We start from the raw sequence: 15,686 nt of genomic DNA, 5'->3' as shown, positions 1-15,686 counted from the left end.
GACCGACCGTTTCTTGAGCGCGCGGCCCGGAGGGAACCCTAATGGACGGACCGCTGTGGATCGACACGCACGCGCCGGAGCTGTCGGAGATCCGGCAGACCGACGCCCGCGACCGGCTCCGCCGAGCGGTCGACGAGCCGATGAACCTCGTCGTTCAGGGGCCGCCGGGGGCCGGGAAGACGGCCGCGACGCGGGCGCTGGCGCGGGAGTCGCACGCCGAGCCCGAGAGCGACCTGATCGAGATCAACGTCGCGGACTTCTTCGGCCGGACGAAAAAGGAGATCCGGACGGACCCCCGGTTCGAGGGCTTTCTCCAGGGGAAGAGCCGGATGGCGAAACGCGACATGATAAACCACGTCCTCACCGAATCGGCCTCCTACGCGCCGATGTCGGGCGAGTACAAGACGGTGCTCCTCGACAACGCCGAGTCCATTCGGGAGGACTTCCAACAGGCGCTCCGCCGGGTGATGGAGAAGCACCACCGGACGACCCAGTTCGCCATCGCCACCCGCCAGCCCTCGAAGCTCATCGCGCCGATCCGGTCGCGGTGTTTCCCGATCCGGCTGCGCGCGCCGACGACCGACGAGACCATCGACGTGCTCGAGACGATCTGCGACCGCGAGGGCGTCGAGTACGACGACGACGGACTGGAGTTCGTCGCCAGCGCGGCCGGCGGCGACCTCAGACGCGCGATCCTCGCGGCACAGACGACCGCCGTGGAGGGCGAGGAGATCACCATGACGACCGCCTACGAGACGCTGGGCGAGGTGGGCGACGACGACGCGATCCGCGAGGCGCTCGCGGCCGCCCGCGAAGGGGACCTCAAGGACGCCCGGAGCACCCTCGACGACCTGCTCGACGAGGGCGGGTACGACGGGCCGGGGCTGCTCCGTGAGACGCTTCGAGTCGCCCGCGCCGGCTCCGCGTACGGCGGCGACGACCTGGCGCGACTCCACAAGCTCGCCGGCGAGGCGGACCTCGCGTTGACCGACGGCCTCGACGACCGGCTCCACCTCACCCATCTGCTCGCGGCGTGGGCGGCCGGCCGAACCGACCTCCACGCCGGGTTCCACGAGCCCGACCCCGCGGAGACGGGGGTGGACGCGTGAGCCGGAACCCGCCGCTCGCCCGGCTGCTCCCGTTCGCGGTCGTCGACGACGCCTGGCGGCTGGCGCTCGCCCCCGCGCTCGCCGCGGCCGTCACGCTCCCGTTCGTCCCGCCGGTCGGGCTCGGACTGGTCGCGCTCACGTTCGGCGTCCTCTGGTTCCACCGTGACCCCGATCGAACCCCGCCCGACCCGGAACGGGCGGTCGTCTCGCCCGCCGACGGCACCGTGAGCGTCGTCCGCGAGGAGGGGACGCGGCTCCGCGTCGGGGTGTACATGAGCGCGGCCGACGTCCACGTCAACCGCGCGCCGATCGCCGGGAACGTACGAGAAGTGCGGCATCGACCCGGCGCGAACCGCCCGGCGTTCGACAAGGAGTCCGAGCGCAACGAGCAGGTCGCGATCGACTTCGGCGAGTACGAGCTGCTCGTCATCGCCGGCTGGTTCGCCCGCCGGATCCACCCCGCGGTCGAGGCCGGCGACCGCGTCGAGCGGGGCGACCGCGTCGGCCACGTCTCGTTCGGCTCGCGCGCCGACGTGGTGTTGCCGGCGGACGTCGAACGAGACGACCTCCTCGTGAACGAGGGCGACGCGGTCCGTGCGGGCGAGACGATCATCGCCGAGCGGGAGTGAGGCCGGACGGGGAAGAGCGGATCCGACTCGTGTTCGGGTCAACCGACGGCGGTGAGGTCGTGACCGCGCGTGGAGGCGTGCGCCGGTGAGCACCCGACGGGCGCGAACCGTCCGCGCGAGGGACGCGGCGAGTGCTCGGAGAGCACGAGCCGCGAGGCTGGGGAGGCGTGAGGTGCGGGGCGGTCTCCGCGCCGCCCCGTGGCCGACCCGATCGCCCGGATTCCGGCCGCCCGCGTCGCTCCCGTCCCGACCATACCGTTTTGTGTGTTCGCGGAGACGTGCCCGTGTATGCCCGACGAGACCGAAGAGACGGTCCACGAGTCAGAACGGTCGCGCAGTCGACAGGCGCTCGCAACCTACTTCCGCCGGATCGCGAAGGCGCTGGGGCGCGGCGACCCCGTCCCCGTCGACGACGCCGGGACGGTCACCGTCGACCCGCCGGCCGAACCCGACCTGGAGGTGGAGATCGAACGCACCGGCGAGACGGTCAGCCTCGAACTCGAGATGGAGTGGACGGAGGAGGAGGGCGACGTCGACCTCGACGCCGCCGCGAGCAAGGCGACCTTCGAGGTGTACGCCGACGCCGCCGACGACTGGCGCTGGCGACTCGTCCACGACAACGGCAACATCATCGCCGACGGCGGCGAGGGGTACTCGGACAAGCGGGACGCCGAGAACGGCATCGAGTCCGTGAAACGGAACGCCCCCGGCGGGCACGTCGTCGACCTGAAGAGCGAGGAGGAGCCCCCGGAGGAGGGCGGCAGCAACGCGACGTTCGAACTGTTCGAGGGGAAGGACGGGAAGCGGCGCTGGCGGCTCCGCCACGACAACGGCAACGTCATCGCCGACGGCGGCCAGGGATACGCCTCGAAGCGGAACGCGGTCGGCGGCCTCCGAAGCGTGAAGGCGAACGCGCCGGGCGCGGCAGTCGAGGAAGTCGACGAGTAGGGGGAGACGGGCGGGCTTCAACGGGGCCGAACGGAGCCGTTTAACCCGCCGGGCGGTCACCCTCCTCCCATGACGAACGCACTGGAGGTCGAGGACCTCCGGAAGAGTTACCGGGACCTCGACGCCCTGAAAGGGGTGTCGCTGACGGTGCCCGAGGGCTCGTTCTTCGGCCTGCTCGGCCCCAACGGCGCGGGGAAGACGACGTTCATCAACGTATTGGTCGGACTCGTGCGCGCGTCCGGCGGCGACGCGCGCGTCTTCGGCCACGACGTGGAGGACGACTACCGGCAGGCACGCGACTGTATCGGGCTCGCCCCCCAGGAGTTCAACGTCGACCGGTTCTTCCCGATCCATGAGGTGTTGGAGCACAAGGCGGGGTATCACGGCGTCCCACACGAGGTGGCGGCCGAGCGCGCCGACCGCGCGCTCAAGCAGGTCGGGATCTACGACAAGCGCGATACCCGCTTCGACTGGCTCTCCGGCGGGATGAAACGGCGGTTCATGCTGGCGCGGGCGCTCGTCACCGACCCCGACCTGTTGATCCTCGACGAGCCCTCCGCGGGCGTCGACGTCCAACTGCGCCGCGACCTCTGGGACCTCGTGACGGAACTCAACGAGGAGGGGACGACCGTCCTCCTCACCACCCACTACATCGAGGAGGCCGAGCGGCTCTGTGACGAGGTCGCGATCCTCGACCGGGGGCGGGTCGTCACCGTCGCCTCCCCGGAGGAGCTGATGGACCGCGGGACCGACCGGGTCGTCATCGCGCTCCGGGAGCCGCCGGCGTCCGCGGACGCGCTCTCCGAGCTCCGTCCCGGTGACGACCGGATCGAGGACGTGAGCCTCGAGGAGGACCGGCTCGTCGTCACCGCCCGGCAGGGCGGGCTGGTCGCGCCCGACCTCGTCCGCGAGCTCGATCGCGCCGGACACGAGATCCTCGACATGGAGATCAAACGCACCTCCCTCGAGGAGGTGTTCGTGGACATGACTCGCCACGAGGAGGGGGACGGTCGCCCGGACGGGGACGGCGTCGACGGCGACGACGACGATGAGGGTGGGAACGACCGCGACGACGACGCGCCGCTCGAAACCGCCGCGACCGGCGATCGGGAGGGGTCCCGATGAGCGGCGACGGGCGAACGGTCGATCTCACCGGCTTCCTCACGCTCACCAAACGCGAGGTCCTGCGGTTCCTCCGGCGACCGAGCAACACGTTCGCGCCGCCCTTCATCACCAACGTGTTGTACTTCTCGGTGTTCGGCGTCATCCTCGGCGAGCGGGTCGGGACGATCACGGGCGTGCCGTACATCCTCTTCATCCTGCCGGGGCTCGTGGTGCTCGGCGCGGTGTCGAACAGCTTCGAGAACGCCTCCTTCTCCATCTTCCACGGCCGGTGGAACGAGTACATCCACGAGGTGCTCACCTCGCCGCTGTCGTACGCGGGGATGGTGGGCGCGTACGTCCTCGCGGCGGCGACCCGCGGGCTGCTCGTCGGCGGGCTCATCGCCGCGATCGGGTGGGCCATCGTCTCGGCTTTGTTCCGGCCCGTCCCGGTCGAGGAGCCGGTGTACCTGCTCGCGTTCATGCTCGTCATCACGCTGCTTTTCGCCAGTCTCGGCGTGATCGGCGGGTTGGCCGCCAGCGACTTCGACGACCTCACCGTGATGAACCAGTTCATCCTCCGGCCGCTGGTCTTCTTCGGTGCGGTGTTCTACTCGCTCGAGGACCTCACGCCCCTGCTTCGGGACGTCTCGCTTCTCAACCCGATGGTGTACATGGTCAACGGCGTGCGCTACGGCTTCCTCGGCGTCGCCGAGGTCGACCCGCGGCTCTCGCTCGTCGTGCTCGCCGGGATGACCGCGGCCGCCGTCGGCCTCGACGTGCTGTTGTTCAAGCGGGGATACGGGCTGACGGATTGAGTCGGCGACGACCCCGCATCCCGGACCGCACCGCTTATTCGCCGCGGCTCTCTACCTCGGGCCGGACATGGACGCGCTCCACGCCAAGTACCCGTTCTTCGAGGGGGCCCGCGACGCAGTCGCCGGGGCGTCGGCGTCGCTGCCGGAGCTCGTCGCCGCCGACGCCCCGGCGGTCGACCGGGCCCGCGAGCGCGTCGAGCGGGCGTTACTCGAGGGCACCGTCGAACCCGAGGCCGGCGCGTTCGGCGGGTCGGCCGTCGACGTCGACGCCCGTGCGGAGCTGCTCTCGTATCCGATCGCGCGGATCCTCGTCTCGCTTCTCGACTCTCAACCCGCCATCGAGAAGTACGCGGCCGCGGAGGCGTCGACCGCGCTCGACCGGCTCCGGGCGGATCTCGAGCGCGACGACGGGCTCAGGTCGACGCCGACCCCGACCGTCGACCTCGACGACGTGCTCGCCGAGTTCGATCTGTCGGAAGCCGTCCGCGCCGAGCCAACTCGCGGGAGCCACGACCCGAGCCACTACCGGATCGCGGTCGGCCCGTACCTCCGGCTGAGTTCGCCGTCGTGGGGCGACTCCTGGCGGCTCGTCAACCGGGCGCTCGCGGACGGCGCGGTCCGGGTCTCACGCGAGGAGCTGCTGGAGGCGCTCGGGGCCGCGATCGAGGCACGGGTCCGCGAGGGACTCCCATTTGAGTTGGAGGCCGGCGAGGGGATCGCGGCCGAGCTGGAGTCGCGCGTCTCGGAGCTGAAACGGCTGCTCTCCGAACGGACCTACGCCGGACCGATCGACATCGTCGCGCCCGAGCTGTTCCCGCCGTGTATGGAGAACCTGATCGGGAAGGCCGAGCGCGGCGTCGAGCTGTCGGGCCCGGAGAGCTTCGCGCTGATGGCGTTTCTCGTCGGGATCGGGATGTCGCCGGACGAGGTGGTCGCCTTCTGTGCGGACACGAGCCTCGATGCCGAGGGGATCCGCTATCAGACGGAGTACCTCGCGGACGACCGCGGGACGCAGTACCCGCCGCCGACCTGCGAGACGCTCTCGAACTACGGGATCTGTCACAACGAGGAGGACCACATGCGCGTCGCCGCCGACCCCCTCTCGTACTACGAGACGCGGGTGAACGACGCCGACGGTGACGAGATCGTCGACTGGCGGGAGGAGCACGGCGGGGGCGTCGAGGCCGAGAGCGGTGGCGAGGCCGAAAGCGGCGACGAGGCGGGTGTCGACGACGGCGCGGCTACCGAAGCGGGAGAACCCGTCGAGAAGTGACGCCGGCGGGCGACTACGCGTCGCCGTCGCCGGCCCGGATGAGGTACGCGCCGACTAGCGCCATCAGCAACACGAATCCGGTGAGAAGCCCGACCAGCGCGATCGCGCCGGACTCGGGGAGCGAGGAGCCGTCGAACGTGACGCCGATGGCGACCAGTCCGGCGACGAACACCACCGCGGCCAGAAGCGAGACGGTGATCTGTCGACGCAGCTCCGCATCGATTTCCATGCCTCCGGTTCCCGTCGGCACTAAAAAAGGACTTCGATGGATGAGTCGCGGGCACGGCCGGGTCGGGCGAGCAGCGACGGACGACCCGTCGGGGCCGCACGTTAAGCCCGATCCGCCCGTACGTCGGGACGAACCGGGAGGACCCCGGCGAACGCCATGACTCACAGACCGATCCCGCCCGCGTCGTTCGCGGTCGACAATAGCGCCGGCAACGGCGGAAGCGGGGGACACAGTGTCGACGGGAACGGAGGACGCGACGACGACTCGGGCCGCGACCGTGACGTGGACCGCGCCGGTGACGTGGACCGCGATCCCGACTCGAACCGCGAGGACGGCCGGTCCGAGCGGGCGAAACGGGAGCCGATGACGGTGCGGCCGCTCCGGGACCGCCGGTACGTCGTCGAGACGGACGGGGGGACCTACGTCGTCGCGCTCGATTCGGGCTCCTGTAGCTGTCCGGACCACGAGATCCGTGGGTCGCGGTGTAAACACCTCCGGCGGGTCGCCATCGAGGTGACGGAGGGCCGGCTTCCCGCGCCCGACGAGCGGATCGGCGTCTGTGCGGTCTGCGGGGTCGAGACGTTCGTCCCGTTCGCGGCGTCCGGGCCGCGGCTGTGTGAGAGACACGGGTTCGACCGCGGCGATGCCGTCCGTGACCGCGAGACGGGGAAACTGCTCGTCGTCACCCACGTCACGGAACGGCGGGCCGACGAGTACCGGACCGACGAGGGGCGACCGATCGACCAGTACCCGACCAACGCGGCCTACGGGGCGCACGAACCCGTCGTCGAGGCGGTGTACGCGGAGTCGCTCGGCCCCGCCCACGGGATCGACGACGCCAGACGGTACGGCTTTCCGGCCTCGCGGCTGGTCCCGGTCGATGTCGATCGCGAGGAGTGAGGAGGGAGGAGACGGCGTCGTTGCCGGCGCGGTGATCGTCTCCGATCCCCGCCCGCTCGGCTGTACGTAGTCGATACCTCCGTGACGAACGCCGCCAAATTCCCAGCTGCTTGGCTTTACACGGTTGTTAGCGTGCGGTGGACACCGCCAAAGCCCCAGCCCTTTGAGTCCCCCCGAACCGCACCACGACCGCGCCTCACGCCCCCCCGGCCTCGTCACCGGCGGCGAAGCCGCCGGTTTCAAGCGAGAGCTTCGCTCTCGCCCTGTCGACTGCCCTCCGCTTCGCTCCGGCCAGTCGACTCCACCGAGGGACCGAAGGTCCCTCTGGCAGCCGGCGCGTAGCGCCGGCGACCTCGCGCGGGTCGTTCGCGGCCCGGGGGCCGCTCACGGCACGCGCCACCGTGGTCCGTAACGGGCGGTCATAACACGTCGAGGGCGTCCTCGACCGGCATGTGGCCGTCACGGACGGCCTCGAGGATCTCGCGGCGCTCCTCGTCGGGGTCGGTCGCGACCTCATCGAGGGTCACCTTCTCCGTCTCGCCGATGAACTCCGGGAAGTCGGTCCCCTCCGCGAGCGCCGTCGCCTTTTTCACGCGATAGGACCCGGCGTCGGTGGTGTACAGGTCGCCCGGGTGGAAGAAGTACCAGTCCTCGCGGTCGAACCGAACCGCGATGCGGGCCTTCGCGCCGAAGTTCCGCGCGAAGAAGAGCAGCGCCTCCACCTCCTCGCCGGAGAGGTAGATCGGGTCGCCGGCGCTGGACTTCGCCTCGATCGCGTAGAAGGTCTCGCCGTCGCCCGCGAGCACGTCCGGGAGCTCCCGTTCCGTCGCGGAGCCGCTGGCCGGCGCGCGCATCACGGCGAAGCCCGCCTCGTCCAGCGCGTTGACCAGCTCGCGCTCGCGGCGGTCGCCCTTACGGTTCGCCGACACGGTCGCGTTCACCCCGGTGAGTCACGTCGATCGGTACTCGAGAGGTGCCTAAAAGGCCGACGGGTCGCCGGCGGGAGGCGTCGGGGCGCGCGTCGAGCGTACGTGTCGAGGCGCACGTCGGCCCGTACGCCGGGATTTATCCGGCCACGACGCGTATCATGCGCCATGATAACGCGTGTGCTCGTCGCGATGGACGGATCCGAGGTCGCCGAGCGGGCGCTCCGGTACGCGCTCGAGGTCCACGAGGACGCGGCGGTCGTGGTCCTCCACGTGGCGGGGGAGCCGTCCTCGATGATGGGCGAGGCCGCGGAGATGGCGCTCGCCGAGGACCTCGAGGGCAAGGCGCGCGATCGGTCGGAGGAACTGATCGAGCGGGCGGGCGAGATCGCGACCGAGTACGACACGACGGTCGACGTCGAGGTCGCGGTGGGGCGGCCCGGCAAGCGGATCGTCGAACGGGCCGAGGACTTCGACACGGTAGTGGTGGGGACTCACGACGGATCGCTCGTCGATCGACTGCTCGTCGGCAACGTCGCCCAGACGGTCTTCCGGGGGTCGCCGGTGTCGGTGACGGTGGTTCGGTGACTCTCGCTCGGTGAAGCCGACCGTCCCCGAACACGTTCGCCCGTCGAGACAGGTGCCTTCGTGACCGAACGAGATACATGAGCCAGACCGACGTCGGCGGTATCAGAGACGCCACCAGCACCACCGAAGACCTCCCCGCGTTCCTCACGGAGGAGCACGCGGGGTCGTGGTCGGCGAACCTCGAACTCGACCGGTACGCCGACGACAGGGAGATACTCGTCGAGCACGCGCTGCTCGCGTTGGAGCGGACGTCCCCGGAACACCACGTGAACCTCGTCACGCATCCCGAACACGGGGATCCCGAGCCGTACCTGGAGGACGCGATCCTGGAGCGGTTCCCCGAGGCGACCGCGGAGGTCGTCGACCAGTGTGGGTGCGGAGGATACGTCTACCGGGTCGAGCCGTGACCCGCGTCGTCGAGCGAGCCGTGACCCGCGTCGTCGGCCGACCCGAGTGACCCTCCTCGTCAGTCCTCGAACTCGACGCCGGTGACCTCGAAGCGCGCGCCGCCGTCGGTTCCGTCGACGACCCGGACCTCCCAGCCGTGTGCCTCGGCGACCCGTCTGACGATGCTGAGCCCGAATCCGGTGCCGCCCTCCTCGGTGGTGTATCCCGGATCGAACACCTCCTCGCGAGCGTCCCGAGGGATGCCGACGCCGTCGTCTTCGAGATAGAACCCGTCCCCGTCCGCGAGCTCGCCGACCGTGATCGTCACCACGTCCCCGTCTCTCGAACCGTGTTCGACGCTGTCGCCGGGCGAAGCCCGGCTGCCCGTGGAACCGTGTTCCACGCTGTCGCCGGATTCCTTTGGAATCCGGCTGCCAGTCGAGCTATGCTCGACGCTGTTTCGGAGCAGGTTCTCGAAGAGCTGCTGGAGGCGGGTTCGATCCGCCCGGATCGTTCGGTCGACGTCGACGCGGAGCCGCGCGCCGGACGGTCGCTCGACGTGATCCCAACACCCGGAGAGCAGGTCGGCGAGGTCGACCGCCTCGAGTTCGCCCAGCTCCTCGCCCTCGCGAGCCAGCGTGAGGAGGTCGCCTATCAGCTCGTTCATGCGGTCGTGCGCGCGGGCCACGTCCGCGAGGTGCTCGCTGTCGCACTCGTCGGCGGCGAGCCGCAATCGCCCCTCCGCGACGGTGAGCGGGTTCCGGAGGTCGTGGCTCACCACGTCGGCGAACTCCTGGAGGCGATCGTTCTGCCGTTTCAGTTCGTCGCGGCTGCGCCGGAGTTCGCGTTCGCGTTCGCGTTCGTCCAACGCCGTCTCGGCCGCGGTCGAGAGGATCCGTGCGAGGAACTCGTCCGTCGAATCGAAGGCGTCGGGCGTCGTCTCGCCGATCGAGAGGGTCCCGTGCTTACCCATCGGCAGCAGCATCAGGCTCCGCAGTCCGGTCCCCTGATCGAGCGCGTCCCCCTCGGCCTCGATGTCGTCGTACACGCGGACCTCGCCGGCCTCGTAGGCCGCCCAGTTGAGACTGCCCGAGTCGGGGGTGAACACCTCGCGCTCCGGAACGACGTCGCTGACCGCCTCGGAAGCGGCCACGGGAACGAGCCCGTTCTCCTCGGACTCGTAGAGACGGACCACGGCGACCGAGAAGCCGAGGATCTCCTCGACGGCCTCGATCACGCGGTCGGCGATCTCCGCCCGCGACTCGGCGCGGATCAGCTCGCGCGTGGCGTCGTGGAGCCGTTCGAGCCGGTTCTCGCGCGTGCGGAGCGTCTCCTCGCGGGCGACGCGGTCGAGCGCCGCCTCGAGGTAGTTTGCGAGGATCTCGACGAGGAGGACGTCCGTCTCGGTGAAGCGGTTCGGTTCGGACGAGGAGATGATGAAGACTCCGTGGTCTCCGATCGGGTGGAGAACGACGCTCTCGGCCGGCGTCTCCTCGGTGAGCCGGGACGAGGCGGAGACGTCGTTCAAGTGGACGGACTCCGACTCGCGGAACGCCTCCCAGACGAGGTGTGCCCGCGTTCCCGGCTCGGCCGAGCGGTCGTACCCCGGTAGCTCGTCGAACAGTTTCGGAACGCCCTCCGCGAACGCCGACAGCTCGAGGCGCGTCCCCTCCTCGTTCAGGAGGTGAACGCCGGTCAGGGACGCGCCGATGATCTCGTCGGCCGCCTCCGTCGCCAGCCGCGTCGTCTCCTCGACGGTCCGCGTGTAGTTGAGTCGTTGCGTTCGCTCCCGCAGCTCCTCGAGTTTCCGGTCTCGACGCTTTCGATCGGCGACGTTTCGACTGCTCACCAGGAATCGCTTCTCGCCGTCGATGTCGAAGCGTCTGAGGTGGACCTTGACGGGGAACGTCGACCCGTCGCGGCGCTCGAACTCGCTTTCGAGCTCCAGCCGGTCCTCGACGTCCATCTCCCTCCAGATCTCGCGAGCCTCGTCGGGATCGAGTCGACGATCGAGGTCCCAGACCTTGGTTCCGACCAGTTCCGACTCGTCGTAGCCGGTCTCCGCACACAGTCGTGGGTTCGCGTCGAGGATCGTCCCCTCGGCGTCGTGGACGTCGATCATGTCGGGGGAGTTCTCGAAGAGCGCCTCGAGCCGGGTCGTGGTCCGTTCGAGCCGCCGTTCGCGTTCCTTCCGGTCCGTGATGTCGGTGATGAACCCCTCGAGCGCCTCGAGGCCGCCGTCGTCGCGGACGGTACGTCCGCGCTCCCAGAGCCACTTCGTCTCGCCGGCCCTCGTATGGATCCGGTAGGTCACTTCGAAGGTGCCGTCGGTCTCGATCGCCTCCTGGACGGCGGACCAGGCGTTCTCGCGGTCGTCCGGGTGGATCACCTCCTCGCCCCACACCACCTCGTTTCGCTCCAGCGTCTCGGCCGTGTACCCGGTGAGCGATTCGGCTTCGCCCTCGACGGTCTCCATCGGCCATTCCGGGGTGTTTCGACATCGGTAGATCATCCCGGGCAGGTTCTCGATGAGCGTCTCCAGACGGCGAGTGCGCTCCGCCAACAACTCGCGAGCCCGATCGGCGTCGACGGCGTTGCGGATCCGGTTCGCGAGGAGCGCGTACTGTTCGGTGCCGCTACGTTTCTGGAGGTAGTCGGTGACCCCCGCGGAGATCGCCTCGCTCGCGACCTCCTCGCTTCCCTTTCCCGTGAAGAGGACGAACGGCAGGTCCGGATGGTCCGCCCGAACGGCTCGCAGGAGCTCGATGCCGTCGCGACCGGGCATGTCGTAGTCGGAGACGACACAGTCGACCTCGTCGTCCGCCAACGCTCGCAGTCCCGCCTCGGCGTCGTGCTCGGTCCGAACCTCGATGCGGTCGTCCTCGCGTTCGAGGAACGTCGCGACCATCTCGGCGAGACCCGGATCGTCGTCGACGTGAAGGACGCGGATCATGTCGAGGGTCCCGCTCATATACGTGAGATGCTGCCAACACGCAGTGATAAGTGTTTGTGACGAACGCCGGGTCGCGTCCGCGGATCGAGTCCGTGGGTCGGATCGCAGTCGAGTTCGTGACCGTGGGTCGGATCGCAGTCGAGTTCGTGACCGTGAGTCGGGCCGCAGTCGAGTTCGCGAGTCGGCGGGAGCTACCGCCGGTAGCGGTCCGGGACGTACCGTGACAGCACCTCCGGGGCGTAGCCGAACACGACCGGAGCGAGGGAAGCGAGCCGCCGGCGAAGCGCGACGTAGGTGACGCCGACGGCGAGTGCGGCGGCGGCGACGAGCCGAAACGGACCCTCGAGAACGACGAGAAGTGGAAGCGTCAGGGCGACGAGAAGCGTCAGGTCACCCGGCGAGCCGTCGTACCGGATCCAGCGTTTCGGGCGACGCCAGCGGCCCCGGACGTGGTCGTACACCGCGCGATCGGAGTTCTCCTCCCACGGTCGAAGCTCGAGACCGCCGCCGTACCGGTCCATGCGGCAGTGGACCGCCGCCCCGACGAGGAACGCGGCGAGCGCGACGGCCGCTGGGAGCGTCGAGACCGCCGCGAGGACGACCGCCGGAGCCGCGAGGAGGGCGTAGACCGTGGGGTAGTGAAGGGTTCGCCGATGACCCGAGTAGAGATCGAGGTCGGGGAGGACGCTCCCGGCGAGCGCGCCGGCGAGCGCGGCGGGAGCGAGGTCGGGCGCGAGCGCGGAGATCGGGGCCGCGATCGCCAACCCCACCGTCGCGTGTGTCGGAAGCATCATGGTCGTCGTGTCGACCCGGCGTACGCGGCGACGGCCTATATGTCCGACGCTTGCGTGGCATCGACACTCCTGCCATTCGAGGCGGGGTCACCCGTCGCGAAACGGGGGACCCCTCGCCGCGAAACGGGAGAATCGATTATCGTCCGCGCGGATGTGACTCCGGTATGAACGAGCCGGCGGTGTTCGACCGCGTGGTGACCGCGCTCGACCGGTACGGCCCGCTCGCGCGCGATGAACTCGTCGACGTCATCGCCGACGAGTACGGTTTCGGGGCCGGCGACGAGACCGTGGCGAGCGCGCGTACCCTCGGGCTGGTTACCGTGGGATCGCCGCACGAACTGACCGCACAGGGCGAGTTGGCCGCGACGGTCCTCCGCGGCTACGGGATCGAGGACCTCGACGACCTGCGCTTGAGCAAGGAGGACGTCTCGACAGCACCTGAGGCGACCCCGTCGATTGCTGCTCGTCACTAGCCATTATAATATATCTAAGTATGATATTCTAGAATATGATTATTCAGAATATTTTTATTTCGGAGTCACGAACCCGTCGCCATGGCAGACTTCGTGAACCGGTCGGAGGAGTTGAAGCGGCTTCACAGTCTTTTCGACTCGGAGACCGCGGATCTCGCTGTCGTGTACGGACGGCGACGGCTGGGAAAGACGAGACTCGTGAAGAAGGCGCTTGAGGGACGAGAGAACGCGGTCTTCTATCAGGCACGACAGAAGACGCGGGACCTCCAACTGGAACAGTTCATCGAGGCTGCGGCTGACACGGTTCCCGGTATTGAGGATATTCGCCCAGACTGGGAGCGACTGTTCCGGTATCTGGCCGACCGGAACGCGATCGTCGTCCTCGACGAGTTTCCGTACCTGATCGAACAGGACGAGAGTCTCCCGTCGGTGTTACAGGCGTTGTTCGACCACGAGTTCGACGGGTCGGAGACGACGTTCGTTCTCGTCGGGTCGTCGATCAGCATGATGGAGGAAGCGACGCTGCTCGGAGACAGCCCGCTGTACGGGCGAACGTCCCTCACACTTGACATCCGTGAACTCTCGTTCGACGCCGCGACGGAGTTTTTACCAGACGATGTGACACCGGACGAGGCCGTGCGTGCGTGGAGTGTGTTCGGTGGGGTTCCCTACTACCTCGAGGAACTTGACGCCGACCGATCACTCGGCGAGAACATCCAGCAGACGGTGCTGACTCGTCACGGATCGCTCCGTAACGAACCGGAGCATGTCCTCCGCATGGAGCTGACAGAGCCGACGCGCTACTTCTCGATCCTCGAAGCGATCGCCGGCGGGGCGACCGGCCGCAACGAGATCGCCGGTGTGACCGGTATCGACTACAACCAGCTGTCGACGTATCTGGATCGGCTCTCTCGACTTCGACTCATCGAACGGCACGTGCCGGTGACTGAGAAGCCGGAGCGATCCAAGCGAAGCCAGTATCGGCTGCGTGACCCCTTGTTCCGGTTCTGGTTCCGATTCCTGTACTGGAGTTCGGATCGCTACGATCAATTTGGCGACGAGGGCTACGAACGACTCGTCGAGCCGGAAATGGCGGACTTCGTCGCTCCCGCCTTCGAGCAACTGTGCTGTGAGGCCCTGTGGACGTTGTACGATGAGACGCCGATCGTCGATGTCGGACAGTGGTGGTATCAGGACCACGAGATCGATGTCGTCGGACTCACCGACGAGGAAACGCTCGTCGTCGGCGAGTGTAAATATCAGGAATCGCCGCTCGACTACGGCGCGCTGGCATCGCTGGAGACGCACGTCGAGGAACTCCGATGGCAGCCCTCGGGCGGTGGCACGCGAACCGTCGAATACGCGCTGTTCTCTCGGAGCGGGTTTACGGATAGCGTCCGCGAAGCCGCTGCCGGACGTGACGATTTACGTCTCTATACGATCGACGACATTGCTGCCGCACTCGGAGAGTGAGCAATTGAAGCACGGGGAAAAGCGAAATAGCGGTGAATTAATGCTCTCGCCGCTCAGTGAGCGTTTCCTCTAATTTCGTCGCTGCGCGCTCGAAGTGTTCGCTGAGCAACGGCGTCCCGGATACCGCCCGGTCCCTGAGGAACGCGACGGCGTCGGCGGCCTCGTCAACGTCGATATCTTCGGCCGTCACGCAGTCGACGTACCCGTCGAGCGCTCGCTTGAATGCCTGCGAGAAGTGGTCGTACGTCCCGTCGACACGTTCCATGTTGCCGTCAAGCGATTCGATGAGGGCACGATACACTGCCGCCGCCGACGCGTACCTCCCCTGATCGCGATACTCGCCCGCAAGGTCGAACCACTCCGAGAAGTCGATCGGCTCGAAGACGACGAAGTAGTCGGGATTCGTCTCTTCGAACTGCCGGTCGATCGCGTCGCGCAGTTCGTGGACCGACCGCGTCGGCGACTCGCCGAAACGGGCGAAGAAGCGTTCACGGAGGGCAACATCGGTCGCCAGCGCCTCCCGGAGGAAATCCCGGAGATCGTCGGCGTCGGCAGCTTCGAGCGCGGCGTCAAGCCGGTCGCCCTCGTCTGGAAGACAGTCGTCGACGCATCGAAGCAACACGGAGACGACGTGCTTACACGCTCCCGGCCCGTCGTACGGGCAGTCACACCACGGATCGAACCCGTCAGCAGCGAGATCGACACGCGCGTCGTACTGACGGTTGCCGTTCACGACGGCAGTCACGGTAGTGTCAACGCGATGAATATCGAGGATGCGGTCCTCAGCAAGGTATCTCTCGCCACGTTCGAAGACCGCGTCAGTGCAGATCTTTCGAACTGTTCCTTCCGTCACGTCCATGGATGTGAGCAGTGTTCTGCCGCGGTCCAAAAAAAGTCGACACATGAATCTCGCTTTCGTTCCAAATCACAACGCTCTGCTTCTGAAGGAAGTCACTACCCCGCCGCTGTCATGCGATTAGAAGACTACGGGCTCGACGGGAGCTGGTTCGACTGTCGAACGACTCGACCTTTCAGGTGTGAGGCGGTCGAAATCGGCGTCCTGAAAACCGTGATTTTTGACATCG

Annotated in this window: 16 protein-coding genes; 11 read left to right on the top strand and 5 right to left on the bottom strand. The window is 68.1% G+C overall.

Annotation, left to right across the window (positions count from 1 at the left end):
• The first annotated feature begins 41 nt into the window (after positions 1-41).
• The 6 genes from F3H10_RS03720 (at position 42) to F3H10_RS03695 (ending at position 5,878) form a co-directional block, all read left to right on the top strand.
• Positions 42-1,109 carry an AAA family ATPase gene (locus F3H10_RS03720; RefSeq protein WP_149783497.1) on the top strand — a complete coding sequence of 356 codons (1,068 nt, stop codon included), beginning with the start codon at positions 42-44 and terminating at the stop codon, positions 1,107-1,109.
• A complete protein-coding gene (locus tag F3H10_RS03715) occupies positions 1,106-1,738 on the top strand; it encodes a protein sorting system archaetidylserine decarboxylase (RefSeq protein WP_149783496.1) in 633 nt (210 codons plus the stop codon). Before F3H10_RS03720 ends, F3H10_RS03715 begins: the two co-directional genes overlap by 4 nt.
• Before the next feature lie 288 nt (positions 1,739-2,026).
• A complete protein-coding gene (locus F3H10_RS03710; protein WP_149783495.1) occupies positions 2,027-2,686 on the top strand; it encodes an HVO_2922 family protein in 660 nt (219 codons plus the stop codon).
• A gap of 69 nt (positions 2,687-2,755) precedes the next feature.
• Entirely contained in the window at positions 2,756-3,811 is a 1,056-nt protein-coding gene (locus F3H10_RS03705; RefSeq protein ID WP_149783494.1) for an ABC transporter ATP-binding protein, read from the top strand.
• The gene (locus F3H10_RS03700; RefSeq protein WP_149783493.1) at positions 3,808-4,605 is read left to right on the top strand and encodes an ABC transporter permease; all 798 of its coding nucleotides are present in this window, start codon (positions 3,808-3,810) and stop codon (positions 4,603-4,605) included. The genes F3H10_RS03705 and F3H10_RS03700 overlap by 4 nt, the downstream gene beginning before the upstream one ends.
• A 67-nt stretch (positions 4,606-4,672) precedes the next feature.
• Positions 4,673-5,878, top strand: a complete 1,206-nt coding sequence (locus F3H10_RS03695; RefSeq protein WP_149783492.1) for a DNA primase large subunit PriL — start codon at positions 4,673-4,675, stop codon at positions 5,876-5,878.
• A 13-nt stretch (positions 5,879-5,891) separates the two neighbouring features.
• Here the strand turns inward: F3H10_RS03695 and F3H10_RS03690 are convergent, their stop codons facing one another.
• Positions 5,892-6,107: a DUF7472 family protein gene (locus tag F3H10_RS03690; protein ID WP_149783491.1), complete on the bottom strand. Its 216-nt coding sequence runs from the start codon at positions 6,105-6,107 to the stop codon at positions 5,892-5,894.
• Positions 6,108-6,263: 156 nt separating this feature from the next.
• On the opposite strand from F3H10_RS03690, the gene F3H10_RS03685 reads away from it, so the two are divergent.
• Entirely contained in the window at positions 6,264-7,007 is a 744-nt protein-coding gene (locus F3H10_RS03685) for an SWIM zinc finger family protein (RefSeq protein WP_223174194.1), read from the top strand.
• Between the two features lie 419 nt (positions 7,008-7,426).
• Here the strand turns inward: F3H10_RS03685 and hjc are convergent, their stop codons facing one another.
• Positions 7,427-7,948, bottom strand: a complete 522-nt coding sequence (hjc, locus tag F3H10_RS03680) for a Holliday junction resolvase Hjc (RefSeq protein WP_149783490.1) — start codon at positions 7,946-7,948, stop codon at positions 7,427-7,429.
• 153 nt (positions 7,949-8,101) lie between these two features.
• Here hjc and F3H10_RS03675 point away from each other — a divergent pair, with 153 nt between their 5' ends.
• Positions 8,102-8,521 carry a universal stress protein gene (locus tag F3H10_RS03675; RefSeq protein ID WP_149783489.1) on the top strand — a complete coding sequence of 140 codons (420 nt, stop codon included), beginning with the start codon at positions 8,102-8,104 and terminating at the stop codon, positions 8,519-8,521.
• Positions 8,522-8,598: 77 nt separating this feature from the next.
• A complete protein-coding gene (locus F3H10_RS03670) occupies positions 8,599-8,928 on the top strand; it encodes a CGCGG family putative rSAM-modified RiPP protein (RefSeq protein ID WP_149783488.1) in 330 nt (109 codons plus the stop codon).
• A gap of 59 nt (positions 8,929-8,987) precedes the next feature.
• Here the strand turns inward: F3H10_RS03670 and F3H10_RS03665 are convergent, their stop codons facing one another.
• Both F3H10_RS03665 and F3H10_RS03660 read right to left on the bottom strand, forming a co-directional pair.
• Positions 8,988-11,879 carry a hybrid sensor histidine kinase/response regulator gene (locus tag F3H10_RS03665; protein ID WP_149783487.1) on the bottom strand — a complete coding sequence of 964 codons (2,892 nt, stop codon included), beginning with the start codon at positions 11,877-11,879 and terminating at the stop codon, positions 8,988-8,990.
• A 173-nt stretch (positions 11,880-12,052) separates the two neighbouring features.
• A complete protein-coding gene (locus tag F3H10_RS03660) occupies positions 12,053-12,655 on the bottom strand; it encodes a metal-dependent hydrolase (protein ID WP_149783486.1) in 603 nt (200 codons plus the stop codon).
• Between the two features lie 164 nt (positions 12,656-12,819).
• On the opposite strand from F3H10_RS03660, the gene F3H10_RS03655 reads away from it, so the two are divergent.
• Together F3H10_RS03655 and F3H10_RS03650 are read left to right on the top strand one after the other, a co-directional pair.
• On the top strand, positions 12,820-13,128 hold the full coding sequence (locus F3H10_RS03655) for a hypothetical protein (protein ID WP_223174192.1): 309 nt from the start codon (positions 12,820-12,822) through the stop codon (positions 13,126-13,128).
• An 81-nt stretch (positions 13,129-13,209) separates the two neighbouring features.
• Positions 13,210-14,601 (top strand): ATP-binding protein, encoded by a 1,392-nt coding sequence (locus tag F3H10_RS03650; protein ID WP_149783485.1) that lies wholly within the window; start codon positions 13,210-13,212, stop codon positions 14,599-14,601.
• A gap of 37 nt (positions 14,602-14,638) precedes the next feature.
• Here the strand turns inward: F3H10_RS03650 and F3H10_RS03645 are convergent, their stop codons facing one another.
• Positions 14,639-15,460 carry an SWIM zinc finger family protein gene (locus tag F3H10_RS03645; protein ID WP_149783484.1) on the bottom strand — a complete coding sequence of 274 codons (822 nt, stop codon included), beginning with the start codon at positions 15,458-15,460 and terminating at the stop codon, positions 14,639-14,641.
• Positions 15,461-15,686: the final 226 nt, after the last annotated feature.

Origin of the sequence: Halorubrum aquaticum, assembly GCF_900113615.1 — an archaeon.
GTDB lineage: Archaea > Halobacteriota > Halobacteria > Halobacteriales > Haloferacaceae > Halorubrum > Halorubrum aquaticum.
Note: the sequence above shows the minus strand (reverse complement) of the source record. Positions and strands in the feature narration are given on the sequence as shown.